The organism is Pseudomonas sp. HP_12, assembly GCF_055283955.1.
Genome location: NZ_JBTOQG010000045.1, coordinates 96,578 through 120,564, shown reverse-complemented (window position 1 = coordinate 120,564; position 23,987 = coordinate 96,578). Strand labels below are relative to the sequence as shown.

21 protein-coding genes and 1 riboswitch are annotated in these 23,987 nt (G+C 61.2%); of the genes, 12 read left to right on the top strand and 9 right to left on the bottom strand.

What is annotated here, in order from left to right; all coding sequences use genetic code 11:
- The first annotated feature begins 19 nt into the window (after nt 1–19).
- Nucleotides 20–1,228, top strand: coding sequence for an O-antigen ligase family protein (locus tag ACYASU_RS20915; RefSeq protein ID WP_463583914.1), 1,209 nt, complete (start codon nt 20–22; stop codon nt 1,226–1,228).
- On the top strand, nt 1,215–2,108 hold the full coding sequence (locus ACYASU_RS20910) for a lipopolysaccharide core biosynthesis protein (RefSeq protein ID WP_463583913.1): 894 nt from the start codon (nt 1,215–1,217) through the stop codon (nt 2,106–2,108). Before ACYASU_RS20915 ends, ACYASU_RS20910 begins: the two co-directional genes overlap by 14 nt.
- On the opposite strand, the gene ACYASU_RS20905 is transcribed toward ACYASU_RS20910, so the two are convergent.
- Nucleotides 2,077–2,718 carry a lipopolysaccharide kinase InaA family protein gene (locus ACYASU_RS20905; protein WP_346626861.1) on the bottom strand — a complete coding sequence of 214 codons (642 nt, stop codon included), beginning with the start codon at nt 2,716–2,718 and terminating at the stop codon, nt 2,077–2,079. The two genes, ACYASU_RS20910 and ACYASU_RS20905, sit on opposite strands and share 32 nt — an antisense overlap.
- A gap of 121 nt (nt 2,719–2,839) precedes the next feature.
- On the opposite strand from ACYASU_RS20905, the gene msbA reads away from it, so the two are divergent.
- The 7 genes from msbA to ACYASU_RS20870 all read left to right on the top strand — a co-directional run bounded on the left by msbA (nt 2,840) and on the right by ACYASU_RS20870 (nt 11,169).
- A complete protein-coding gene (gene msbA / locus ACYASU_RS20900) occupies nt 2,840–4,660 on the top strand; it encodes a lipid A export permease/ATP-binding protein MsbA (RefSeq protein ID WP_463583912.1) in 1,821 nt (606 codons plus the stop codon).
- The gene (locus tag ACYASU_RS20895) at nt 4,654–5,550 is read left to right on the top strand and encodes a GNAT family N-acetyltransferase (protein ID WP_463583911.1); all 897 of its coding nucleotides are present in this window, start codon (nt 4,654–4,656) and stop codon (nt 5,548–5,550) included. The genes msbA and ACYASU_RS20895 overlap by 7 nt, the downstream gene beginning before the upstream one ends.
- Nucleotide 5,551: 1 nt before the next feature.
- Nucleotides 5,552–6,955, top strand: a complete 1,404-nt coding sequence (locus tag ACYASU_RS20890; protein ID WP_463583910.1) for a PIG-L deacetylase family protein — start codon at nt 5,552–5,554, stop codon at nt 6,953–6,955.
- A gap of 151 nt (nt 6,956–7,106) precedes the next feature.
- On the top strand, nt 7,107–8,531 hold the full coding sequence (gene hldE / locus ACYASU_RS20885) for a bifunctional D-glycero-beta-D-manno-heptose-7-phosphate kinase/D-glycero-beta-D-manno-heptose 1-phosphate adenylyltransferase HldE (RefSeq protein WP_192171128.1): 1,425 nt from the start codon (nt 7,107–7,109) through the stop codon (nt 8,529–8,531).
- Nucleotides 8,532–8,604: 73 nt separating this feature from the next.
- Nucleotides 8,605–9,579, top strand: a complete 975-nt coding sequence (locus ACYASU_RS20880; RefSeq protein WP_463583909.1) for a glycosyltransferase family protein — start codon at nt 8,605–8,607, stop codon at nt 9,577–9,579.
- Nucleotides 9,579–10,289 carry a hypothetical protein gene (locus tag ACYASU_RS20875; protein WP_463583908.1) on the top strand — a complete coding sequence of 237 codons (711 nt, stop codon included), beginning with the start codon at nt 9,579–9,581 and terminating at the stop codon, nt 10,287–10,289. Before ACYASU_RS20880 ends, ACYASU_RS20875 begins: the two co-directional genes overlap by 1 nt.
- Nucleotides 10,290–10,356: 67 nt before the next feature.
- Entirely contained in the window at nt 10,357–11,169 is an 813-nt protein-coding gene (locus tag ACYASU_RS20870) for a hypothetical protein (protein WP_463583907.1), read from the top strand.
- A gap of 8 nt (nt 11,170–11,177) precedes the next feature.
- Here the strand turns inward: ACYASU_RS20870 and ACYASU_RS20865 are convergent, their stop codons facing one another.
- The 4 genes from ACYASU_RS20865 to ACYASU_RS20850 all read right to left on the bottom strand — a co-directional run bounded on the left by ACYASU_RS20865 (nt 11,178) and on the right by ACYASU_RS20850 (nt 14,557).
- Entirely contained in the window at nt 11,178–12,143 is a 966-nt protein-coding gene (locus ACYASU_RS20865) for a metal ABC transporter ATPase (RefSeq protein WP_463583906.1), read from the bottom strand.
- Between the two features lie 36 nt (nt 12,144–12,179).
- The gene (locus ACYASU_RS20860; protein ID WP_463583905.1) at nt 12,180–12,989 is read right to left on the bottom strand and encodes an aldo/keto reductase; all 810 of its coding nucleotides are present in this window, start codon (nt 12,987–12,989) and stop codon (nt 12,180–12,182) included.
- The gene (locus ACYASU_RS20855) at nt 12,986–14,161 is read right to left on the bottom strand and encodes an NAD(P)/FAD-dependent oxidoreductase (protein ID WP_463583904.1); all 1,176 of its coding nucleotides are present in this window, start codon (nt 14,159–14,161) and stop codon (nt 12,986–12,988) included. Before ACYASU_RS20855 ends, ACYASU_RS20860 begins: the two co-directional genes overlap by 4 nt.
- 63 nt (nt 14,162–14,224) lie before the next feature.
- On the bottom strand, nt 14,225–14,557 hold the full coding sequence (locus ACYASU_RS20850; protein ID WP_133774590.1) for a DMT family transporter: 333 nt from the start codon (nt 14,555–14,557) through the stop codon (nt 14,225–14,227).
- A 163-nt stretch (nt 14,558–14,720) separates the two neighbouring features.
- Here ACYASU_RS20850 and waaA point away from each other — a divergent pair, with 163 nt between their 5' ends.
- Entirely contained in the window at nt 14,721–15,995 is a 1,275-nt protein-coding gene (waaA, locus tag ACYASU_RS20845; protein ID WP_463583903.1) for a lipid IV(A) 3-deoxy-D-manno-octulosonic acid transferase, read from the top strand.
- Between the two features lie 332 nt (nt 15,996–16,327).
- Here waaA and relB read toward each other — a convergent pair whose 3' ends face one another.
- Nucleotides 16,328–16,555 (bottom strand): type II toxin-antitoxin system RelB family antitoxin, encoded by a 228-nt coding sequence (gene relB / locus ACYASU_RS20840; RefSeq protein WP_463583902.1) that lies wholly within the window; start codon nt 16,553–16,555, stop codon nt 16,328–16,330.
- 12 nt (nt 16,556–16,567) lie between these two features.
- Nucleotides 16,568–18,007: a TolC family outer membrane protein gene (locus ACYASU_RS20835; protein WP_192171120.1), complete on the bottom strand. Its 1,440-nt coding sequence runs from the start codon at nt 18,005–18,007 to the stop codon at nt 16,568–16,570.
- 182 nt (nt 18,008–18,189) lie between these two features.
- Nucleotides 18,190–18,294: riboswitch (TPP riboswitch) on the top strand.
- Between the two features lie 170 nt (nt 18,295–18,464).
- Between ACYASU_RS20835 and thiC the strand changes: the two genes are divergently transcribed.
- Together thiC and cytX are read left to right on the top strand one after the other, a co-directional pair.
- On the top strand, nt 18,465–20,381 hold the full coding sequence (thiC, locus tag ACYASU_RS20830; protein WP_463583901.1) for a phosphomethylpyrimidine synthase ThiC: 1,917 nt from the start codon (nt 18,465–18,467) through the stop codon (nt 20,379–20,381).
- A gap of 158 nt (nt 20,382–20,539) precedes the next feature.
- The gene (gene cytX, locus ACYASU_RS20825) at nt 20,540–21,832 is read left to right on the top strand and encodes a putative hydroxymethylpyrimidine transporter CytX (RefSeq protein WP_463583900.1); all 1,293 of its coding nucleotides are present in this window, start codon (nt 20,540–20,542) and stop codon (nt 21,830–21,832) included.
- A gap of 53 nt (nt 21,833–21,885) precedes the next feature.
- Here cytX and ACYASU_RS20820 read toward each other — a convergent pair whose 3' ends face one another.
- Both ACYASU_RS20820 and ACYASU_RS20815 read right to left on the bottom strand, forming a co-directional pair.
- Nucleotides 21,886–22,512 (bottom strand): GAD-like domain-containing protein, encoded by a 627-nt coding sequence (locus ACYASU_RS20820; RefSeq protein WP_463583899.1) that lies wholly within the window; start codon nt 22,510–22,512, stop codon nt 21,886–21,888.
- 8 nt (nt 22,513–22,520) lie between these two features.
- Nucleotides 22,521–23,879: a DUF6861 domain-containing protein gene (locus ACYASU_RS20815; protein ID WP_463583898.1), complete on the bottom strand. Its 1,359-nt coding sequence runs from the start codon at nt 23,877–23,879 to the stop codon at nt 22,521–22,523.
- Between the last annotated feature and the right edge of the window lie 108 nt (nt 23,880–23,987).

Sequence of the window (23,987 nt, the reverse complement as noted above, 5' to 3'; positions counted from 1 at the left end):
GCACAGGATATGGATTGGAATGGTTGTAAAAAATTTGCCGGCACGTGCGGGGTACATCGCAGGTTTACTGCTTGCGGTGGTGATGCTGATCATATTTCTCGGGCCGTTCTGGTGGCCCGGTGAGTCAAGTTCCTGGGCTGCGTTCATTCGCGCGGCGCTGGTCGTTGCCTTGCTTTGCGCAGCGCCGGCGCTGAGTCGGCGATCCTTTTCAGTCAGCCCGCTGACCTATACCGTCCTGCTGCTGTTCGCTTATCTGCTGATCAACAGCCTGATGTCAGACGACGACATGAAATCCCTGCGTCGGCTTCTGCTCATCCTTGTGTTTTTCATCGGCGTTGGCGTGATAAGGGCGAGGGGCACATTCGACTGGGAAAAAATCCTCAAGCTGTCGGTCGTGGTGGTTGCGCTGTTCGCCACATTTTCCATGCTCAATCTCGCCATCCACGGTGCGTTTGTCCTCGGCTATCGGCAGATGTCACTGGCTGGCTCGGGCGTGACCGATGTGGCCGACTTTGGCAACACCATCGTTGCCGGCATGAACTACGGCTTGTTTCTGCTGGCCGGTATCTGGCTGACATTACGCTCAAGGCGCCGTGCCGAAATCGGCCTCTGGCTGCTGTGCTGCGCCCTTATCGCCACGTACATCTACTTCACTTTCGCGCGCAGCGCCTGGCTGGCTTCATCGGTCGGCGGGCTGGTGCTGCTTGGCACTATGACCAGTGGCAAGCTGCGTCGCAATATCCTGATTCCTGCGGCCATCGTCGTCGCGCTTGTGCTCATTTTCGGCTTCAGCGAGCTCGCTTACGAAGTGCAGACCCGTGGCGTGACCGGGCGCAACGAAGTCTGGCTTGCGGTGTTCGAGCGCCTGGCTGGCCACTGGTGGTTCGGGGTTGGCGCGGGTACGCCACTGGGCGAGGTTCACCTCTCGACCGGGCAAATCGTGCGCAACACCCACGGTTTGTATTTCGAGGTGCTCTACCAGTTCGGCATCGTCGGTCTGGCGCTGCTGCTGGCGACGATGCTGCACGCTGGCGCGTGTCTGGCCCGAGTGCGCAAGACCTCGGAGATCGCTCGGCTCTGGCTGGCGATCCTCTGCGCCGGTGGCGTGGTCATGACCGTGGAACTGCACACCTTCGTTGGGTCACCCAATCTGGTGTGGGAATGGCTCTGGCTGCCGTTGGCTGGCGCGGTGGCGATCTCCCGGGAGGCGCGGTGTGCTGAGGGTTGAAGCGCGGGGCGAGCAACGCTGGCTGGTAGGGCATGATCTGGAAGTGTGCCTGCAGGACTTTGCGCAATCCCGCGGTTCTGTTACAGGTCCGGTATTGCTGCTGGCGTCCGGCCCCTCGGCGAACGAGTTTCCGCTTCCCCGTTACCGGAGCCTGCCGGTCGTCGCCATGAACGGCTCGATCGTGCGCTGCGTCGACGAGGGCATCCGGCCTTTCTACTACCTGTGCGACGATCCGAATTTCGTCATCGGCCGGCCAGCGCTGGCACTGATGGGGGTTCGCCACGGCGAGCATCTGGCGATGAGTCTGGATGTGCTTCAGGCCATTCATTCGGCCGACGCCACTGCGCTGAACGGCAAGAAGATTTATCTGCTGGAGCGGGTCAATCGCCAGGAAGGCAAGGCCGTCATGTCGGATCGAGCCTATGCGTGGTCAATCCGCAACGACGACGAGCTGATCTCCAACTTCTCCCTGCTGCGTCGCAAGCCCAACCGCATTGGCTTCAGCCTGAACCTCAAACGCGGCTATTTCGGCAGTCGAACCATTCCCTTCGGCGCCTTGCAGCTGGTCTGCCATCTGGGGTTTCGTCAGGTGTTCGTGGTCGGGATGGACCTGCGTCAGGGCGGGGGGCGTTTTTACGAGAAGGGAGAAGCGGCTTTGCCCAGCAGCCTGGACGAGGACTTCGAGCAATACATCCTGCCAAGCTTCGCGTTGATGACTCGCAAGATCCTGCCGCGAACCGGCATGCAGGTGTTCAATCTATCCAGTGTCAGTCGCATGCCGGAGCGGGTCATTCCCAAAATCACCCTGCAGCGCCTCGACGAGCTGCTGGGCGTTCAACCCGACCCTTCTACGCAAACAGCGCCTTCAAACGCGCAGTGAAGTGGGCGCTCCGGCCTTGGGTGTAAGCTGAAATAAAGGCCGTGCCCCCATCGCTTTCCACCAGCCACGCGCGATCTTCCTTATACCTGAGCAGGTGCTGGAAATTGCGCAGCCGCTTCGAATCGCTCAGCGCGCGACGCTGGCACTTCATGTCAGAGATATCGATGAGCCCCAGTTTTGCCTCCGGGGTGAGGATCACATTGCCCATGTGCAGCGAGCGAAAGTAGACGCCGCGATCATGCAGGTGGGCGATAAACGTACCCAATTCAGCCCGCAGTGGCGCGCTTTCACCGTGCTCTTTCAACACCTGGCGGATGGTCAGGCCGGGCAACGGCGTGTAACGCACGGCATCGCGGCTGATGCTGGCAATTCGGTAGGTGGCGATGACGTCGGGGCAGGGAATGCCACGCTTTTTGAGGGCGTCGATGTTGTCGGCGAAGCGTTGCGCGTAGGGAAACAGCAAGGCCGAGCTGATCAGACGCTTGCGGCGGAACAGTTTGAGAATGGTGCCGTCTTCAAGCAACAGAACCTTGTCCCCGGATCCGTCCGCTTCGAGCACGGTGGCGTTTTCTCGCAAGGCCAGATAGGCGCTGTGTTCCATTGGGTGCATCGGCATACTTACCTGAACAAATGCGGCATGTTACCCGAGTCGGCCCCGCTTGGGTCGCGGCAGGGGTCGACAAATATGGGTTGTGCTACCATGCCCGCCTAATTTTTTCGTGCGGATTCCCATGAGCAGTCCTGATCCTCAAGCTAAAACGACCCTGGCGATTTACTTTCGTCTATTGACCTATGTGCGGCCGTACATCGGCCTTTTCTGCTTGAGCATTGTCGGCTTTCTTATCTTTGCGTCCACCCAGCCGATGCTCGCTTACATCCTCAAATACTTCGTCGATGGCCTGGCCAATCCCGAAGCCAGCCTGTTCCCCGGCAACCCTTATATTGGTCACCTGCAATTGCTGCAGGCGGTGCCGCTGATGATCGTTCTGATCGCAGCCTGGCAAGGTGCCGGCTCGTATCTGGGCAACTTCTTCCTGGCCCGCGTCTCCCTCGGGCTGGTGCATGACCTGCGCGTCGTGCTGTTCAACAAATTGCTCACGCTGCCCAACCGCTTCTTCGACAACAGCAACTCAGGGCATCTGATCTCGCGCATCACCTTCAACGTGACCATGGTCACCGGCGCTGCCACTGACGCAATCAAGGTGGTGATTCGCGAAGGCATGACGGTCATCTTTCTGTTCGGCGCGCTGCTGTGGATGAACTGGAAACTGACCCTGGTGATGCTGGCGATACTGCCGCTCATTGCGGTCATGGTGAACAGCACCAGCAAGAAGTTTCGCAAGCAGAGCAAGAAGATTCAGGTGGCCATGGGCGACGTCACCCACGTCGCGTCTGAAACCATTCACGGTTATCGCGTGGTCCGCAGCTTTGGCGGCGAAGACTACGAAAAGGCCCGCTTCGAAAAGGCCAGCCGCAGCAATACCAAAAAGCAGTTGGCGATGACCAAGACCGGCGCGGTTTACACGCCGATGCTGCAATTGGTGACCTACAGCGGCATGGCCATCGTGATGTTCCTTGTCCTTTATCTGCGCGGCGACTCGTCGGCGGGTGATCTGGTGGCCTACATCACCATGGCCGGCCTGCTGCCCAAGCCGATCCGTCAGTTGTCCGAAGTCAGTTCCACCATCCAGAAAGGCGTCGCCGGTGCGGAGAGCATCTTCGAGCAACTGGATGAGCAGACCGAGCAGGACTTGGGCACCGTAGAGCGCGACAAGGTTTCAGGCCGTCTGGAGGTCAAAAACCTCACGTTCACCTACCCAGGCACGGAAAAGCGCGTGCTCAACGACGTGAGTTTTGTCGCCGAAGCCGGCCAGATGGTCGCGCTGGTGGGCCGCTCCGGCAGCGGCAAATCCACCTTGGCGAGCCTGATTCCGCGTTTCTACGATCACGTGCAGGGCCAGATTCTTCTCGATGGCGTCGAGACTCAGGACTACACCCTGCGCAGCCTGCGTCGTCAGATCGCGCTGGTGAACCAGAACGTCACGCTGTTCAACGACACCATCGCCAACAACATCGCGTATGGCGATCTGGCGGGCGTGCCGCTGGAAGAGATCAAGAAAGCTTCGGCCGATGCCTATTCGGAGGAATTCATCGACAAGTTGCCTCAGCAGTATCAGACCCTCGTCGGCGAGAACGGCGTGCTGCTGTCCGGCGGTCAGCGCCAGCGTCTGGCGATTGCCCGCGCGCTGCTGAAAAACGCGCCGCTGCTGATTCTCGACGAAGCGACCTCGGCGCTGGATACCGAGTCCGAGCGCCATATCCAGAAAGCCCTGGAGAAGGTCATGCAGGGCCGCACCACGCTGGTGATCGCCCACCGCCTGACCACCATCGAAAAAGCCGACGTCATTCTGGTCATGGACGAAGGCCGCATTGTCGAGCGCGGCTCCCATGCCGAGCTGCTGGCGCAGAACGGCTACTACACGCGCCTGCATGCCAAACAGTTCGAAGAAGACGAGCCAGTCGAAATCGATCGGGCAGTCGATGCATGCTGAGTCACTTGCGCGCATGGCGTGAGCGAGGCTGGACCCCGATTGATGCAACGACCTACGCCACCGCGTGGCAGCAGTTCGGCGGCAGCGTTGCCACGCACCCGCACGTGATCGAGCGCCTGGCCGGGCTGGCTGACATTCCGGTCCGTTATCTGGGTTGGCTGCAAGACGGCAACGTCGTTGCTGCGGTGGCCTGCTGGGGCCGGGAGCTGGCGCTGGCCAAGAAGGTACTCAAGCAGCGTAATCGGCGGGTGTTCGATCTGGGCAATGCAGAGATCATTCTGCCGATTGCGCCCGGCGTGACAGTGCCGGTACGCCAGCGCATGAGTTACGTGTCGGAGTTGAACGCCGGTCAGATTGACACCCTCAAGCCGCAAGCCGAGAGCCTGGCCATCGCCCGCGCGCCTGAGGACTATTCCAAGAAATTCCGCTACAACCAGCGCCGTGAACAGCGTTTGCTTGAGGAGGCGGGCGGGGTCGTGCAGCCGATGCTGGATTTCACGTCCGAGGAACAAGCCCGCATTTACTCCAGCCTGTTTCATGCGCGCTGGGGCTTCGACGTGCCGGGCAAGGATCATCTGGCCAAGGTGTTCGAGCTGATGCGCGAGTTCATGACCGGCTCGATGATCCTGCTGGAAGGCAAACCCATTGCCGCTCAGGTGCTGTACAGGGTCGAATCGCCACACTGGGTGTCGGTGGAATACATCAACGGCGGTGTCGATCCGGCCCATCAGGCGTTGAGCGCCGGCAGCGTGCTGAGCTTCGTCAACACCCAGAACGCCTGGGCTGATGCGAGGGCGGTGAACAAGCCTTTGCGCTACTCCTTCGGCCGCTCCGATCGCGAATACAAAGACCGCTGGTGCCAGACGGTGCCTGTCTACAAGGTTGGATGACATGTCCGGGCGCAAGCAGCAGCTTCTGAAACGACATCGGCGCAACAAGCGTCTGGCGCTGATCATCGGTCTGGTGCTGCTGATCGGCATTGGCATCTGGGTCGCGTGGTGGCTGGTGCCGTTGCTGATCGTCGCCGCCTGGATCGCCCACGAAGCCTGGTTCTCCGACCATCTGTTTTATTCGCCCAAGAGCGATTACCACTACCAGTTTCCTGACGCGGCCCAGGCGCAGCCTGTTTCTGTCGTCAATGGCATGCTGCAACTGAGCGAGCCTTTGGGCGAAGGCGAAACCCTGCTGCTGGAGCTCGACCTGCGCAGCACCTGGCTCGGTCGCTGGCTGGACCCCTACGTGTTGGCAGGCGACGACCGCCAGGATTTCGAACGAGGCTTTGCCGGGCGTCGCTACGTGAACCTCACCGGGCAGCGGGACGTCGTCGCGGACAGCACGCTGCGCCTCAAAGGCGGCTTCTGCCGCATCGCCAGCGCCGCCCGCTTATACGTATTGAGCAACCCGGATTACCGGCAGCAACGGTTGATGATCCTCGCGCCCCACGCCGACGACGCCGAACTGGCAGCCTTTGGCCTGTACAGCCAGGCGGCGGATTGCAGCATCGTTACGGTGACCCAGGGCGAAATCGAGGCCGAACGCTACGAACAACTGGGGCTGAACCGCGCCGATGCTGCCCGGCTCAAGGGGCGTCTGCGTACCTGGGACAGCCTGGCGATTCCGCTGTGGGGCGGTGTGCCCCAGAGTCAGTGCGTGCAACTGGGCTATTACTGCCTGCAACTGCCGGCCATGGCCCAGTCGCCGGATCAGCCGTTTGGTTCTCGCGACTCCTCAGAGACCGACATCCGCAGTGCGCGGCAGCACAATCCTTTGCCGTTGCCGGGTGATCAGGACGGCGCGCCCACCTGGAACAATCTCGTGGCCGATCTCGCGGCGCTGCTCGATGCTTACCGGCCGGACGTCATTGTCATGCCGCACCCGGAACTCGACCCCCACGCTGACCACATCGCCACGACCCAAGCGTTATACCAGGCGGTGGGCAGAAGCGCGCACACGCCCGAGGTGGCGCTGTTCTACGCCAACCACCTGCACGACAACGACCGCTGGCCCATGGGGCTGGCCGGTAAAGGCGTCGCGCTGCCGCCGTTTGTAGAGGCGCCTTCGGTGGATCAGCTCTGGAGTACGTCGCTCAGCTCGGAGGTGCAACTGGATAAGGCCATGGCTCTGGCGATGCAGCATGACCTCCAGGGAGCGCCACCCCTGAAGAAGCGACTGCGCCGGCAGATTCAACGCTGGCTGGCCGGTCGCGAATGGCCGCTGACGGGAGACGACGAATTCTTCCGCAAGGCCGTGCGCCGTCACGAGGTGTTCTGGGTTCGCCGCTTTCCGCGCCCATAGCTGCAACAGTCGATGCGCCATTCGTTGCACCAGTTAAAGCGCCATCTGAAGCGCTGTTTGAAGCACTAAGGGATTCGAGGCCAACCGGCCAGCCAGCGCTGATCGCTGTGCTAAGATTCCGTCCTTGTCCATTTCTGCCACGGGTTGTTCGATGAAGTTGTCCATGCCGCGTTTTGATCAGGCTCAAGTGTTAGTTGTCGGCGATGTCATGCTCGACCGCTACTGGCACGGTGGCACTTCCAGAATCTCCCCTGAAGCACCGGTGCCGGTGGTCAAAGTCGACCAGATCGAAGACCGTCCGGGCGGTGCCGCCAACGTGGCGTTGAACATTGCTGCGCTGGGCGCCAAGGCGTCCCTGGTCGGCGTGACGGGCACCGACGAAGCCGCCGACAGCCTGAGCAACAGCCTCAAGGCCGCTGGCGTGATCGCCAGCTTCCAGCGCATCGCCCATCAGCCCACCATCGTCAAATTGCGCGTCATGAGTCGGCACCAGCAACTCCTGCGCATCGACTTCGAAGAACCCTTTGCCACTGACCCCGAGGCCCTGAGCCGCGAGGTCGATGCCTTGCTCGACGGCATCAAAGTGCTGGTCCTGTCCGACTACGGCAAAGGCGCGCTGAAGAATCATCAAGTGCTGATCAAGGCCGCCCGGGACCGTGGCATTCCCGTGCTCGCCGACCCCAAGGGCAAAGACTTCGCGATCTACCGTGGCGCCAGCCTGATTACCCCCAACCTGAGTGAATTCGAAGCCATTGTCGGCCATTGCGTCGACGAGGCAGAGCTGGTCGCCAAAGGCGCGGCGCTGATGAAGGACCTCGATCTGGGTGCGTTGCTGGTCACCCGTGGCGAACACGGCATGACCCTGCTGCGCCCGGACCAACCGACGCTGCACCTTCCGGCCCGCGCGCGGGAGGTCTTCGATGTGACGGGTGCTGGCGATACCGTCATCTCCACGCTGGCAGCGGCCATTGCGGCCGGCGAGGAATTGCCTCACGCCGTCGCGCTGGCGAACCTTGCGGCGGGCATCGTCGTGGGCAAGCTCGGCACTGCCGCGATCAGCGCTCCCGAGTTGCGTCGCGCCATCCAGCGCGCCGAAGGTTCCGAGCGCGGCGTGCTGACCCTCGATCAGCTGCTGCTGGCCATCGACGACGCCCGTGCCCACAACGAGACCATCGTCTTCACCAACGGCTGCTTCGACATTCTCCACGCCGGCCATGTCACCTACCTGGAACAGGCCCGCGCCCAGGGCGATCGGCTGATCGTGGCGGTCAACGATGACGCGTCGGTGAGTCGCCTGAAAGGCCCGGGCCGCCCGATCAACAGCGTTGATCGACGCATGGCCGTGCTGGCCGGTCTGGGTGCGGTGGACTGGGTCATCAGCTTCCCCGAAGGCACCCCGGAAAACCTGCTGACCCATGTGCGTCCGGACGTGCTGGTGAAGGGCGGGGACTACTCGGTTGACCAAGTCGTCGGCGCCGACATCGTCGGCTCTTATGGCGGCACCGTGAAAGTGCTGGGACTGGTTGCCAACAGCTCGACGACAGCCATCGTCGACAAGATCCGCAGTCAGGACTGATCCGACGCCCGCAGCGCAGAGTGGCACCCCTTGCCGCTGCCATTTTTGTATTCGCAGTTCGGTATATGAACGTATGAAAGTCATGTTACTGGTGATGGATGAACAGCGCGTCATACTGGACGGTTTGTACGACACCGTGCGCCAGCATTGTGACGACTGCGTCATCTTTCGCCTGAGCAAGCAACAGCAGCTGAATCTCGGGCCGTTTCTGGCCTCGGTCGACTATCAGCGCTACGACCGGGTGGTGATCTTCTCCCGGGTCAAACGGCTTGCTCGCCAGCGCGCGGTGCTCAAGTGCATTCCGGGGCTGATCTTTCTTGAGCACGATGCGTATCAGAACTACATGAGCGCCAGCAAATACCACGGCATGTACTCACGCTTGTACCGGCAGCTGCCGTGGAGTCGCGCACTGGTTTCCGGTGCGGTTGTCGCGCGGCGCATGCGCGGCGAAGGCCTTGATGCGGTGTTCGTGTCCAAGGGCTACGACCAGGGAATGCTGCGTAATCTCGGTCAACCCCGAGACATTCCGGTGGGCTTCCTGGGCAGCCTGAAAAGCCGCGAGTATTCCCAGCGCAAGCAACTGGTGGAAAACCTCGCGCAGCGCGCCGGCATGCTGGTGACGCGCACGGCCTCTGGCGCCGAATACCTTGAAACGCTTAATCGCATCAGGATTTTCGTCAGTGCCGACATCGGCATGGGCGAGTTCATGATCAAGAATTTCGAAGCCATGGCCTGCGGCTGCGTGCTGCTCGCATGGAGCCAGGGTGAAGAGGACGAGCTGCTGGGGTTCGAAGAGGGGCGAAACGTCATGTTCTACCGCTCCGAAGACGAAGCCGTCGAGAAGATCCGCCTGCTGCAGAGTGATCCCGAGCTTGCCGCGCGCATCGCCAGCGAAGGGCAAAGATTTGCCGAAGAGCGCTATGCCTTTGCCCGCGTGGGCCGCGATCTGGCCGATGAAATTCAGCGGCCGATGCGCCCGTGGCAACGTCCGTCGGCGCTGACCCGTGCCTGGGTCAAGTGGCGCCATGGCATGCAGGTGCCGGCCTGATGACGTTGCCGTCAAACCACGACAGCACCGCGCCGAGTGAACCCCTTGTATTGCCGGGCGCCGATCAGGACGTATTCGGCGCGCTTCCCGCTGCGCTGCGCCAGTGCCTGGCTAACGCTGCACGGGTCATCCTGATCGCCAACAATCCAGCCATCACCCCAGCCGATTTCGATGCCTTGGGCGTGGGTGCCGACGATGTGGTGGTCAGCTTCAATCTGTGCATCAAGGCCGCCCTGCTAAAGCCTGAAAGCGTCAACCTGTTTGTCCACGGCTTCAACGCGCCCGACTGTTATTTCTTTGGCCTGCCTTCAACCGCTGACGTACAGAAGTTCACTGCCCAACCGGGCTCGCGTTGCTTCACGCTGCTGGTGGGATGCGCCGTGCCGCTGTGCCCGCTGCCTGAGGTTGCGCTGTATTGGGACCGCATTCCGTTGCCGGCCCTGGCCGAGCGTTACCCGGTCGATCGTCCCAACGGCAAGCGCTTCGTCGGTCCTTCCACGGGTTTCAACGTGCTGGTGCTGCTCGACTGGCTGCGCGCTCATGCCGGTTACCGCTACAGGCTCATGACCCTCGGTTTTTCCAACGAAGCCGGCAAGCTCTGGGGCGGCCACGCCTGGGACTATGAGCGCAACTGGCTGCTCGGCGCCGACGTCGAAGTGATCGCCCTCAAGCCCCGGAGTTGGTGGCGCACGCTGTTGTTTCGTAAATGAACGAGGCCGTCCGCCGCTTGAGCGCGCATGTCCAGGCGCATTGCCATTGATCCCGGAGAGTTTGTCAGTGCTGAACATTGCGGTCGCGTTTTTTGGTATCCCGCGCAACTCGGAAATCTGTTTTCCTTCCATCGAGGAAAACGTCCTTGGCCAGTTGCCCAAGGGCAGCAACGTCAAATGCTTCTACCACCTCTACAAGATCGACGAAGTGCATAACCAGCGCTCGGCGGAGAAGGGTGAGCTGAAGGCGCAGAACTACGACGTTTTCCAGTCGATGACGGGGGTTCTCGAGTCCACGGACGGCGTGCTGGATCGCTGGGATTTCGAGCGGGTCAAGGCGATGGGCGACACCTGGGGCGACGAGCACGTCTCCCTGCGCAACTTGATCTATCAGCTTAATTCCCTGCACACGGTCACGGGCATGATGGAGTCGTTCGATCCGGACTTCGTGGTGTTCGTGCGGCCGGACAATTTCTTCCATTCGCCGCTGCCAGGTTATGTCTTTCATTCGCCACAGGCACGGCGGCTGAACGCCTATATTCCGGACTGGCAGTGGTGGGGCGGGCTGAACGATCGTTTCGCCATTTGCGGCCGCGACGTCTACCGCGCCTATGGCAAACGGGTGGAGCGCATCTTCGAGTTCTGCAAAGCGACGGGCCGCAAGCTGCACTCGGAGCGTTTGCTCAAGTACGCCCTGCTTGAGGCCGACGCCCGCGTTTGCACGCTGCCAACCACCGCCTCGCGAGTGCGCATCACCGGCGCCTTCGCTGAAGAGTCGTTCTCACCGAAGCGCGGGATGGGCAAGCGTGAGAACCGCTATTTCCACTTCTTCGCCCGGCTGCGCACCTGGCGTGACAAACGCCTCACTGAAAAGAGCTGAGTGGCGGCCTACTTGTGCAGGCCGCTGCGCACCAGCCTGACCAGCCGCCTCGCTTTGATCCGCAGCTTGGTCAGACCTGATTTGGGCTTTTTCTTCGGCGTCAGGCCCTGTTGCACCAGCCAGTCTTTCCAGCGAATCCGCTCCTCGCGTACCACCCAGCCTTCTTGTGGGGCGAAGCTCTCGGCCAGATAAAGGCCGCGCGTACCGGCGGGCGAAAGCTTGTCGTTCTTCAGGGTGTACAGCTCGGGCAGGGGCGAGCCGTTTTCCAGCGGCATCAGGTACAGATCCGGTTTGCTGCGATTGAGGCGCGCCACCAGCTCGTTGTTCTCCAGGCTTTCATCGACGTGGAAAAGGCTAAGCGGCCGAGCCTCTTTCGGCACTTCCAGGCGCATGTCGTAGATCAGTTGCAACGACGCCGTAGGCAAATGCACGTAAGCGCGGGGCCGCTCAATCAGGGTCAGGCTGCCGCAACGTACAGCGCGTGCCGCGCCGGAAAGCGGCGTGAGGCGAAAGGGCATCGCTTCGCGGTAATGCAGCGCTGCCGCATAAGGCGCTGGCAGCCAGGTTTCATTGAAGCGCCCACCGAGCCAGCCTTGGGGCGTCTCGATCAGGCATTCCTCGGCGACTTCCTGCACCGCCGTATGCAACGGCAAGTTGAGTTCGTGGGCGGGAACGTAGCCGGAGATCAGCTTGAGCACCACATCGCCACGGTCCTGACGGCGCTGGCGAACCAGCACCCAGTAATCGCGGTTCTGCCAGCGCAGGGTCAGGCGCACCGAGACGCCGAGATTGGCCAGTTCGGTGGAAAACCGTTCGCTGTCCTCCACGTCGATCTTGCGACGCCGTGCCAGGGTCTGGGTGAAATTCAGCGGCATCCCGATGCTCTGGTAGGTCAGGCTTTCCGGGGTGGCTTCGACAAATAACGGCAGGGTCTTGAAGTTGCTGGGGTTCTTTCGGATCAGGGTTCGCGGCATATCGGCTCCTTCTTGCGTTGGGGTCGGCCGTTTGTCTCAGGGCTGACGACGGATCACGGCAGCGGCGGTTGCCACGTTATGGGCCAGATGCAGCGGATTGATGGTGCCGACGATAGCACCGGTGACGCCGGGATGTTCAAACAGCAGCTCGAAACTGGCCCTCACAGGATCGACACCGGGGCTCAGGCAAACGTGCCCGCTGGCCAGCGCTTTTTTGACCAACACCCCTTTGCCGTGTGCAGCAGCGTAGTCGAGGACCGGCTTTTCGCCCTGTTCGTTGAGGTTGTACGTGACCATCGCGCAGTCGCCGTCCTCCAGCGCCAGCAGACCGCCTTCGACGGTCTTGCCAGAGAACCCGAACCCGCGAATCTTGCCCTCAGCCTTGAGTTCGGCCAGCGTCTGGTAGACGGCGCAGTCGTTGAGCACGTGCAGGTCGTTGCCGTCAGAATGCACCAGCACCAGATCGATAAAGTCGGTTTCCAGGCGCTGAAGGCTGCGCTCCACGGACAGGCGCGTGTGGGCGGCGCTGAAATCGTGCCGTGACTGGCCCGCGTCGAATTCTTCGCCGACCTTGCTGACGATCACCCAGTCCTTGCGTTGCCCGCGCAGCAGCGGGCCGAGGCGCTCTTCACTGCGACCGTACGCCGGGGCGGTGTCGATCAGGTTGATGCCCAGATCCCGCGCCAGCTTCAGCAACATCTGCGCTTCGACGTCGTCGGGAATGGTGAAGCCGTTGGGGTACTTCACGCCCTGATCGCGGCCCAGCTTTACCGTGCCCAGGCCCAAGGGTGAGACGTTGATGCCGAGGCTGCCGAGCGGCCGATGCAGATCGTGCAGGGTCTTCATGGCAGCAGTTGATCCCAGACAGGAATGGCGAGTGGCGGCTTGGGGAAGTCGGTGTGCGGTGGTTGCGGAGTCGGGTGAATGTCATCCCGGGACAGCGAGGCCAGCACGCGATCGGCGAAGTCGGGGGCCAGCGCCAGTTTGGTAGGCCAGCCGACCAGCAAGCGACCCTGCACGTCGACAAAGGCGTTGTCCGGGCGTACCAGACCGCTTTGCTGTGGCTCGGCACGGTCCACGCGCAAGGTGGCGAACTGCGCCTGGCTGAGATCCACCCAGGGCAGCAGATTCGCGAGCTCTTTTTTCGCGGCGGTGATCTGCTCGGCGGGGTTGCGGGCCACGCCTTCGGCTTCGGCAATGTCGCCGCCCAGGTACCAGACCCACTGGCCGTCCGCCGCCGGATGCGTCGTCACCGTAATCCGTGGTTTAGGACCGCCGCCCAGGCAGTGGGCATACAGCGGTTTGAGCGTCGGGCCTTTGACCAGCACCATGTGCAGCGGGCGGCGTTGCATGGCCGGCTGGCTCACGTTCAGCGCCTTGAGCAAATCGGCCATGCCTTCGCCGGCACTGAGCACCACTCGCTGTGCATGGATCTCGCGGCCGTCGACGCGCAGCCCGACCAGTTCGCCGTCGCGGCGCAGCGGTTGGATGTCCTGGCCCGCGAGCAGGCTGTCGCCCGCCAGCTCCGCCAGTTTTTTCACCAGACTGGGAATGTCGATGACCAGCTCGGCCAGGCGGTACACCTTGCCCTTGAAGCGCGGATCCTGGAGCGCAGGCGGCAGGTCGCTGCCCTTGACCTGATCAACACGCCCGCGCACGGCCTTGCTAGCGAAGAAGCTGGTGAGGTTGCCGGCGAGGGTGCCGGGCGACCACAGGTAATGGGCTTCCGACAGCAGGCGTACGCCTGAGAGGTTCAGCTCGCCTTTGCCGGCGAGCGCTTCGCGCCAGCGACGTGGCATGTCGGCGATCGCTTCGGAGGCACCGGACAGCGCGCCGTGCAGGGCGTATTTGGCGCCGCCGTGGATGATCCCCTGGGATTTGAGTGTCTGGCCGCCACCCAGGCTGGCCTTTTCCACCACCACCGTCGAAAAGCCCTGATGCCGCAGCCGCGCATTGAGCCAGAGACCGGCAACGCCCGCGCCGACAATCAGGACGTCAGTGGAAATAGCAGATGACATGGGCACCTCAAATGGCGAAACGAATGCCGGCATTATAGGGGAAGGCACTTTTCAGTAACCCCCTTAATGACCGGCCGTCTTCGAGAACAGCTGGATGACCACGACGCCCGCGACGATCAGGCCCATGCCGGCGATGGCGGGCAAGTCCAGTTTCTGGCCGTAAATAAACAGCGCCGCGATGCTGACCATGACGATGCCCATGCCCGCCCACACGGCGTATGCCACGCCGACCGGGATGGTGCGCACCACCAGCGTGAGCATCCAGAACGCAATGGCGTAGCCGACGATTACCAACAGCAGTGGAATCGGCGTGCTCAGGCCTTTGACGGCTTTCATGGACACAGTGCCGATGACCTCGGCACAGATGGCGATGGCCAGCAGGTAGTACGCAGACATGGTGTAGCTCCTTTTCAATGGCCGTCATTAAAGCGGCTTACCCGGTACTGAACAACCGGCGCCTTTCGGGCTGGCGGGCTGGCGGCTGGCGAAATGCGCCGGGCAAGATATGTGCGAAGCTCCATGGAAATCTGACAGCGTTTGGCTGATAAACTCCGCGCCCATGAATAGAACCCTCTACAGCATCCTGTTCCACCTCGGCCTCCCATTGATCGCCCTGCGCTTGTGGCTGCGTTCGCGCAAGGCGCCGGCCTACGCGAAACGGGTCGGCGAGCGCTTCGCCATGGGCTTACCCGCCCTGCAGCGCGGGGGGATCTGGGTGCATGCCGTGTCGGTGGGCGAGAGCATCGCCGCTGCGCCGATGATTCGCGGCTTGCTGGCCCGCTATCCGCAATTGCCGGTCACCATCACCTGCATGACGCCGACCGGCTCGGAGCGCATTCAGTCGCTGTTCGCCCACGAGCCGCGCGTTCAGCATTGCTATTTGCCCTATGACTTTCCGTGGGCAGCCGGGCGTTTTCTCGATCACATCCAGCCGAAGATCGGCGTGATCATGGAAACCGAGCTGTGGCCCAATCACATTCATCAGTGTGCGAAGCGCGGCATTGCGACGGTGCTGGCGAACGCGCGGTTGTCAGAGCGTTCCGCTCGCGGCTACGGACGCTTCGCAGGGCTGACTCGGCCGATGCTGGCAGAGATGAGCCTGATTGCCGTGCAGACCGAAACCGAGGCCCAGCGCTTTCGTGACCTGGGCGCTCGGCCCGAGTGCGTCACTGTGACGGGCTCGATCAAGTTCGACCTGACCATTGATCCGCAATTGCTGGAGCGTGCCGCTCAGCAGCGTGAGCAATGGCAGACCTTGCAGCGTCCGGTGTGGATTGCCGCCAGTACCCACGCGGGCGAAGACGAGGTGGTGTTGGCGGCCCATCGCACGGTAATGGAAACCCATCCCGGCGCGCTGTTGATCCTCGTGCCCCGTCACCCCGAGCGGTTCAATGGCGTGTTTGAGCTGAGTCAGCAGCAAGGATTCGCCAGCGTTCGTCGTTCGACGGCCGAGCCGGTAACGCCGGAGACCTCGGTTCTGGTGGGCGACACCATGGGTGAGTTGCTGTTTCTGTATGCGCTGGCCGACATCGCCTTTGTCGGCGGCAGCCTGGTGCCCAACGGTGGCCATAACCTGCTGGAGCCTGCGGCGCTGGATAAGCCCGTTCTCAGCGGCCCGCACCTGTTCAACTTCCTCGAAATCGCCGCGATGCTGCGTAATGCCGGCGCGTTGAAGGAGGTCAGTGACTCGGCCGCACTGGCCGCGACGGTGCGTGACTTGATCGACCATCCCGAGAAAGCAAAGGCGATGGCCGATGCCGGGCTGGCCGTGATGAAGGCCAATCAAGGTGCGTTGCAGAGGTTACTGGATGGGATTGGGCGGTTGTTGGGCTGATTGCGCCTGAAATGCCGCCTTCGTGAGCAAGGTGGAGCGCCACCCCGGTCACTCACACAGGTGCGCTAGTTACCGCACGACATCGGAGTGTCAGGACGCCACCAATCCGACTGGTAAAACTTGCCAACTCCGCAGATATGTCTGCCGGACACTAAACCGTGGGACCGAGCTTGCTCGGGAAGAGGCAGGTACATCCGCTAAATATTCAGCGGCTGAAATACCGTCTTCGTGAGCAAGCTCACTCCCACAAGTGCGTGCTTGCCGCGAGGTAGCGCGCTGCAAGTAAGCCAGAAAACGACGGTGTCTGCCTTTAGGCTCCCGTCGTCGTTCAGTTAGTTGCCCAGGCCAATTTCTTTCCTTGCATCACTGGATGAATAAGTGGCTTCCTTGCCGTGCCGGACACGTTCGAGCACTTCTGCAGCGAGGTAATACTCTTCTAATTCAGGTAACCCTTTCTCGATGATTTTGCGCAAAAGGTAGGCTTTGGTCTGACCAGTGCTGGCCGCAAGAGCATCGAGCCGTGCTTCAGTCTCTGGAGTGAGGCGGATCGAGGTAGGCATGTGATTCTCAGCTTACCGCTCCGTCGGCCGCTCGAAGTTCTTCGCCGCTTCTTTCGCCAGATCAGGCGGCAGGAAGTCTTTGTCGGGGTTGTAGTCGGCTTTCAGGAAGCGTGACAGATCCTGCAGATCCCCCGGGCTCAGCGTGCCGGCAGCCTGCTTCAGGCGCAGGTTGTCGAGGATGTAGTCGTAACGGGTGTTGTTGTAGTCGCGCACCGACGCGTACAGCTGACGCTGTGCATCGAGCACGTCGACGATGTTGCGCGTGCCGACCTGATAACCGATTTCCGTGGCTTCCAGCGCGCTCTGGTTGGAGATGATCGACTGCTTGCGCGCCTGCACCTGCTCGACATCGGTGTTCACCGCGCGGTGCAGGTTGCGGGTGTTTTCCACCACTTGCCGACGCAGGCCTTCACGCTGCTGCTCGCTCTGACCGAGACGAGCGTAAGCCTCGCGGACCTGGGAGCTGGTCAGCCCACCGCTGTAAATCGGTATGTTCACCTGCAGGCCGATGGTGCGTTGCTCGACGCTGCCGTGGAAACTCTGGCCGGTGTAATTGGGGTTGGTGAAACCCAGCGGGTCGTTGTCGCCTTTCTCGTACTGCGCTACCGCATCGACCGTGGGTGCGTGGCCCGCCTTGCGCTGACGCAAAGTCTCTTCAGCGGCGCTGACGGCGTAGTTGCTGGCCAGCAAATTCAGGTTTTGCTGGGTTGCCGTGTCGACCCAGGCTTTCGCATCGTTGGGCGTCGGTGCGAGCACTGGCAGGGTGTGCACGATGCCTTCAATGGAGTTGTAGTCGCGGTTGGTCAGGGTGATCAGCGCCTGAAAGGCATCGTCCACCTGGCGCTTGGCAACGATCCGCGCAGCGCGGGCGGTGTCGTAACTGGCTTGGGCCTGCAGCACGTCGGTCTTGTCCGACAGGCCGACGTCGAAGCGTTCATTGGCCTGATCGAGTTGGCGCTTGAACGCCGCTTCCTCTGCCTTGGTCGAGGCCAGATTGTCCTGTGCGCGGAGCACAGCGAAGTAGTCTTCGGCGCTTTGCAGAATCAGGTTCTGCTCGGTGGCCGAGAGCTGCAGGATCGCCTGCTCGTTGACGTCCTTCGCGGCCTTGAGCTGGAACCAGCGGTCCGCGCGGAAGATCGGCTGACTCAAGGTCGCGCGATAGACCGTGCCACTGCGGCTGATGACGGCAGAGGGCTGGTCAATCGAGGTGCGGGTGTCATTGATGTCGGCGCCGCCGGAGATGTTCGGCAACAGACCGGCGCGTGCCTGAGGCACGATTTCCTTCTGCGCGTCGTAGCTGGCGCGGGCTGCCGCAAGGTCGGCGTTATTGTTGACCGCTTCCTGATACACACTGACCAAACCGGTCCTGGTCGGCAGCGGCATGTCTGCTGCCCCGGCCATCGCATTCGAAGCACACGACACGGCAATGGCCAGTGAAAGTTTGCGCAGCATAGACATTCCCTAGTAATTCAAGCGGTATGAAGACGGTGACGTTGCGTCTGATCCAGATGGCTTTGGCGACGCGTAGCGAGTGTAGTTCCAGCGGGTAGGGACAACAATCGGGCAAATCAGCCATTTAACGCGCGTTTGAATTCCGCGCTTGGCGTTTGGCCTGCGCCGCGACTAGACTGACGCCGTTCTTGTCGGGGTGCCTTGATATGAGGCTGAGATCGGATAATCCGGATCCCGTTGAACCTGATCAGGTTAGCGCCTGCGTAGGGAACAAGATTTCTCGTCTCCCGGCGAGTCCTCTTGAGTGTCGTCCGGGGTCGTCTTTGTTCATTTTCTGAACAGTCCGCGCCTTTCGATTCTCAGCATCCATGCCGTCTCAGGGTGCATCCGTCCGTGTCCATCAGGCTCAAGCTCCGACAATTCATTCCGCTGCTGGATGATGTCTGGAGAGCCCGTGATGAGTACAACACTAAAAAACGCCAATCTGAGTGAATCCGCCCAAGTTGATTCGGGGTCGGTTCAACCGTTTACCCGCTCGCAGAAAATCTACGTTCAGGGCTCGCGTCCGGACATCCGAGTGCCCATGCGCGAGATCAGCCTGGACGTCACGCCGACGGCCTTCTCTGAAACAAAGAGCTCTGGAACAGACAGCGGCGGCGAGTTCAACGCACCGGTCTGCGTGTACGACACCTCCGGCCCGTACACCGACCCCAACGTCATCATCGACGTGCGCAAGGGCCTGGCGGATGTGCGTTCGCCGTGGATCGATTCCCGCGCTGACACCGAACGCCTTCCAGGGCTGACCTCGAACTTCGGTCAGCAGCGCCTGGCCGATGCCGAACTGACCCGGCTGCGTTTCGCCCATGTGCGCAATCCGCGTCGGGCAAAGGCGGGCGCCAACGTCAGCCAGATGCACTACGCGCGTCAGGGCATCATCACCGCCGAGATGGAATACGTCGCCATCCGCGAGAACATGAAGCTGCAGGAAGCCCGCGCCGCTGGTCTGCTCACCCAGCAGCACCCCGGCCACAGCTTCGGTGCGAGCATTCCGAAAGAGATCACCCCTGAGTTCGTGCGCGAGGAAATCGCCCGCGGTCGCGCGATCATCCCTGCCAACATCAACCACGTTGAGCTCGAGCCGATGATTATCGGGCGCAACTTTCTGGTGAAGATCAACGGCAACATCGGCAACAGCGCGCTGGGTTCGTCCATCGAAGAAGAAGTGGCGAAACTGACGTGGGGCATTCGCTGGGGTTCGGACACGGTCATGGACCTGTCCACCGGCAAGCACATTCACGAAACCCGCGAGTGGATCATCCGCAATTCGCCGGTGCCCATCGGCACCGTGCCGATTTATCAGGCCCTGGAAAAAGTCGGTGGCGCGGCCGAAGACCTGACCTGGGAGCTGTTCCGCGACACGCTGATCGAGCAGGCGGAGCAGGGCGTCGACTATTTCACGATTCACGCCGGTGTACTGCTGCGTTACGTGCCGCTGACCGCCAAGCGCGTGACCGGGATCGTCAGCCGTGGCGGTTCGATCATGGCCAAATGGTGCCTGGCCCATCACAAGGAAAACTTCCTCTACACCCATTTCGACGACATCTGCGAAATCATGAAGGCCTATGACGTCAGCTTCTCCCTGGGCGACGGCCTGCGTCCGGGGTCGATTGCCGACGCCAACGACGAAGCGCAGTTCGGCGAGCTGGAGACCCTCGGCGAGCTGACCAAGATCGCCTGGAAACATGATGTGCAATGCATGATCGAAGGCCCGGGCCACGTGCCGATGCAGTTGATCAAAGAGAACATGGACAAGCAGCTGGAGTGCTGCGACGAGGCGCCGTTCTACACCCTCGGCCCGCTGACCACCGACATTGCACCGGGTTACGACCACATCACGTCGGGCATCGGCGCGGCCATGATCGGCTGGTTTGGCTGCGCGATGCTCTGCTACGTCACGCCCAAGGAACACTTGGGATTGCCGAACAAGGACGACGTCAAGACCGGGATCATTACCTACAAGATCGCCGCCCACGCAGCGGACCTCGCGAAAGGACATCCCGGTGCGCAGATTCGTGACAACGCGCTGAGCAAGGCGCGGTTTGAATTCCGCTGGGAAGACCAGTTCAACCTCGGGCTGGACCCTGACACCGCGCGCGCCTACCACGACGAGACGCTGCCGAAAGACTCGGCCAAGGTCGCGCATTTCTGCTCCATGTGCGGGCCGAAATTCTGCTCAATGAAGATCACCCAGGAAGTGCGCGAGTACGCCGCCAACCAGAAGATCAGCGCGGTGGACGTGTCGGTGGACGAAGGTATGCGCGAACAGGCCGAGCGGTTCAGACAGGAAGGCAGTCAGCTTTATAAAAAGGTTTGATCTGCATGCGCTTATTTAGCGCCAAGTGATCGTTCCCACGCTCTGCGTGGTAATGCCGCCCCTGACGCTCTGCGTCACTCAGGACGCAGAGCGGCCAGGTATGCGTGCCCACGCAGAGCGTGGGTACGATCAACCCTAAGTTTCAGCGAGACACAAAAGTGAACACACCCGGCACCTATTCACCCGACGTCCCCGTACCCGCCGTCAAGCGGGTCTTTGGCGGGCGCGACCTGTTCTCTCTGTGGTTTTCCCTCGGCATCGGCCTCATGGTCCTGCAGACCGGCGCGTTGCTTGCGCCGGGATTGGGTATGTCCGGCTCGATGCTGGCGATCCTGCTCGGCACATTGGTCGGCGTTTTGCTGCTCGCCGCGGTTGGCGTGATTGGCAGTGACACCGGCCTATCCTCGATGGCGGCGCTCAAGCTCAGCCTCGGCAGCAAAGGCGCAGGCGTTCCGGCGATTCTCAATCTGCTGCAACTGGTGGGCTGGGGCTCGTTCGAAATCATCGTCATGCGCGACGCCGCCAGCCTGTTGGGCGCAGGCGCTTTTTCCGAAGGCAGCCTCTGGGCCAGCCCGATGCTCTGGACAATCGTGTTCGGCGCCCTTGCAACCCTGCTGGCGGTGAGTGGCCCTTTGGCCTTCGTTCGGCAAATCCTGCGCAAATGGGGCATCTGGCTGCTCTTGGCGGCGTGCGCCTGGCTGACGTTCAATCTGTTTAGCAAGGCTGATTTGACGGCGCTGTGGTCGCGGGCAGGGGACGGCTCGATGCCGTTTGCCGTGGGCTTCGACATTGCCATCGCCATGCCGCTGTCGTGGCTGCCGCTGATTGCGGACTATTCCCGGTTCGGCAAGCGCGCCACCGGGGTGTTCGGCGGCACAGCGCTGGGCTTCTTCATCGGCAATTTCTGGCTGATGTCCCTTGGCGTGGCGTACACCCTGGCCTTCGCGCCAAGTGGCGAAGCCAATGCGCTGCTGCTGGCGCTCGCGGGTGCGGGGATGGGTATTCCGTTGCTGCTGATCCTGCTGGACGAATCGGAAAACGCGTTCGCCGACATTCACTCCGCTGCGGTGTCGAGCGGCCTTCTGTTGAAGGCCAAGGTCGAGCATTTGGCGCTGGGCATCGGCGTCATCTGCACACTGATCGCCTGCTTAGCGCCGCTGGCGCAATACCAGAACTTCCTGCTGATGATCGCTTCCGTGTTCGCGCCGCTGTTCGGCGTGGTGCTGGTGGATCACTTCATCCTGCGCCGCCGCCGTCACGGCATCGCGACAGCGGGGTTACGCTGGATGACGCTACTGGCGTGGATCGGCGGGATCTGCACCTATCACCTGCTGGCGAGCCTGTATCCGGACATCGGCGCGACGCTGCCAGCGCTCGTTGTGGCGGGTGTGTTGCAGTGGGTATTGGCCCGCGGACAGGCGCCTGCATTCGAGGCCGATATGCGGCATTAACTCAGCGATCTGGGCCTGGAACAGAAAAACCAGGCTCAATGTCGGCGTGTGGCTCAAAGCGTATCGAGGTCCGGGAATCCCCAATCCGTCAGCGGCGCGAGCTGGGACAGGAATGTGAGGTGCTCGATTGTTTTGACCTTCTGTAGATGCTTTAGATCGGCGGGGCCGCCGAGGGCGAGGGCTGGGACGAAACCGTACATTTCGTCGGGTTGTAGTGGGCCAAGTGTTCTCAGTGCTTTTTCAAAGAGGTCGTCAAGATCATTGGCTTCTCGACTCTGTGTCACAAAAAACACCTCGATCACCTTATCAAAATCATATTTCCCAACGTTTGGCTTGGTCCTATGGAAGCGTGCATATGGGATCGTTAAGTTCAGCCAGTTCCCCGCTTTCTCATGCCAAAGATAAAGATCGCCGAAAGCACTTCTGGCGATCGTGTGATAGAAGCCGGAATCGGGTATTTCCGAATCATCCAGCCATGCAGTGATCAGTTCCTGATACTCAGCTGGATTAACGGTCCAGAACAGCCCTTCGGCGTAGCCACTCCATCCGTGGTCCCGCCACTGCTTCAGGAGTTGCTGAGGGAGTTTCTCTGCGTATTTGTCTAATGTTGATAAAGGCACCTCTCTCCTGTCCAGCGCGGGGCCCAGTTCCTCAAGGAAACATTCGTAATACTCTTCCACTGTCACCTCTATTTACAGCGTTCTAATTTGGCATTTACTTTGGTCGTAGCACGACTGTTTAAGTCGACTTTATTTGCCAAAGCATCCAGCCCGTCGATTCGCTGACGCCATTGCGCTCCGATGCTGGCGTTCACTGATCTGTCTCCAAAATCGGAAATAAAATCTTTGCCCCCTGCGAAAAGGTCCGGGTTGTGAAGAGCCGCGAGTGAGTTCATTTTCTCCCTAGCTGAGGCCATTGCCAGTTCTTTAGCCTCTCGATGTGATAACCCTTTTGAACGTAGCTCAAGGGTTATCTTCTCAGTGAGGTCCCGGGCAAGGTTTGCGCGCGCTTTTTTCGCCACCCTCGGATCCCTAACCTTCTCCCCAGCCTTGAACGCCTCCCGCCCCCGCAAATACTCATCCACGGTCAGATCATTCAGCCCTCGTTCCTGCCCCACCAGTTGGCGGTCGAACTCGGGAATTTTGCTGTAGTGCAGGTTGCTCGCGTTAAAGCATGGCACCTTGTATTCCGGCATGCCCAGCGGTTTCTTCACGCCTGGCTCATCGGTTTCCCGATGCGTGCCGGGCGGCGCTTCCGGTGTCATCGGGTCCGCCGTTCGAGGCTGGGCGGGCTGTAGACCAGGGTGCTTTTTCAGCCCCTCTTCATGCTTGACCATCCACTGCGCCAGCCGCGCGCCTTTGCTGCTGGCGCGCATCTGACCGGCGAGTAGCGCCATGTTGCCGCGCCCTCGGGTCAGGTACTCAACCACCGCGCCGAGCAGCAAGATCACCACTTCCGTGTGCCCGCGGGCGATGTGGTGTGCCGCCTGATCCACAACCCACGGGTCGTCCTGTGAAATCGGGTTTAGCCCATCGTTGCCTTGGGTCCCGTCCCAAGCGACCTGGATACCGCTCACGTAGTGGTCCAGCAGCGCGGGCAGGCCTTGTACGAAAAACTCGGCGGCCGATGCCAGCCCCAGCACCCCGAGAATCCAGCTGCTGGCTTGCAACCCGATCGCCATTCCAGCGAATGCGCCGGGCCCCGCGCCTATGCCTCCCGCCAGAGCGCCCACCCCCGCACCCATCGCGCCTCCGGCCAAGACGCTCCCCGCAATGATCATGGCCATGTCGCCGACGACGCCCATCAGATCAAACAGCACTTCGGATATGTCGAGGTCTGCGAATCGCTGGCGCAGTAATGCGCTGGCTTCAAATTCGGCGCGGTAAAAAGCAGTTCTGATGTTGTCGACACGACGCAATACAAGTTCGATCGAAAGCGCCTGTTCATTCAGATAACTTCTGAAGTGACCTTGGCCTCTGCTGTTGATTTCATCTCTTAGCCGGTCTTCAATATCAAACCATGACGGCAGGATATTCCATAAGCGCATCCCGTCTCCCTGGCAGTTTCAAAAAGTTCAGGGCGGAACTTAATGATTAAGTCAGGATTGCGTCAATAAACAAGAAGTTTAATATTCGAGAGGTCGGGAAGTGTATGT

What these genes read in the sequence shown, in the direction of transcription:
- ACYASU_RS20915 (WP_463583914.1), top strand. Translation starts at nt 20, where the DNA reads ATGGTTGTAAAAAATTTGCCGGCACGTGCGGGGTACATCGCAGGTTTA.
- ACYASU_RS20905 (WP_346626861.1), bottom strand. Translation starts at nt 2,718, where the DNA reads ATGCACCCAATGGAACACAGCGCCTATCTGGCCTTGCGAGAAAACGCC.
- msbA (WP_463583912.1), top strand. Translation starts at nt 2,840, where the DNA reads ATGAGCAGTCCTGATCCTCAAGCTAAAACGACCCTGGCGATTTACTTT.
- ACYASU_RS20895 (WP_463583911.1), top strand. Translation starts at nt 4,654, where the DNA reads ATGCTGAGTCACTTGCGCGCATGGCGTGAGCGAGGCTGGACCCCGATT.
- ACYASU_RS20890 (WP_463583910.1), top strand. Translation starts at nt 5,552, where the DNA reads ATGTCCGGGCGCAAGCAGCAGCTTCTGAAACGACATCGGCGCAACAAG.
- hldE (WP_192171128.1), top strand. Translation starts at nt 7,107, where the DNA reads ATGAAGTTGTCCATGCCGCGTTTTGATCAGGCTCAAGTGTTAGTTGTC.
- ACYASU_RS20880 (WP_463583909.1), top strand. Translation starts at nt 8,605, where the DNA reads ATGAAAGTCATGTTACTGGTGATGGATGAACAGCGCGTCATACTGGAC.
- ACYASU_RS20875 (WP_463583908.1), top strand. Translation starts at nt 9,579, where the DNA reads ATGACGTTGCCGTCAAACCACGACAGCACCGCGCCGAGTGAACCCCTT.
- ACYASU_RS20865 (WP_463583906.1), bottom strand. Translation starts at nt 12,143, where the DNA reads ATGCCGCGAACCCTGATCCGAAAGAACCCCAGCAACTTCAAGACCCTG.
- ACYASU_RS20860 (WP_463583905.1), bottom strand. Translation starts at nt 12,989, where the DNA reads ATGAAGACCCTGCACGATCTGCATCGGCCGCTCGGCAGCCTCGGCATC.
- ACYASU_RS20855 (WP_463583904.1), bottom strand. Translation starts at nt 14,161, where the DNA reads ATGTCATCTGCTATTTCCACTGACGTCCTGATTGTCGGCGCGGGCGTT.
- ACYASU_RS20850 (WP_133774590.1), bottom strand. Translation starts at nt 14,557, where the DNA reads ATGTCTGCGTACTACCTGCTGGCCATCGCCATCTGTGCCGAGGTCATC.
- waaA (WP_463583903.1), top strand. Translation starts at nt 14,721, where the DNA reads ATGAATAGAACCCTCTACAGCATCCTGTTCCACCTCGGCCTCCCATTG.
- relB (WP_463583902.1), bottom strand. Translation starts at nt 16,555, where the DNA reads ATGCCTACCTCGATCCGCCTCACTCCAGAGACTGAAGCACGGCTCGAT.
- ACYASU_RS20835 (WP_192171120.1), bottom strand. Translation starts at nt 18,007, where the DNA reads ATGCTGCGCAAACTTTCACTGGCCATTGCCGTGTCGTGTGCTTCGAAT.
- thiC (WP_463583901.1), top strand. Translation starts at nt 18,465, where the DNA reads ATGAGTACAACACTAAAAAACGCCAATCTGAGTGAATCCGCCCAAGTT.
- ACYASU_RS20815 (WP_463583898.1), bottom strand. Translation starts at nt 23,879, where the DNA reads ATGCGCTTATGGAATATCCTGCCGTCATGGTTTGATATTGAAGACCGG.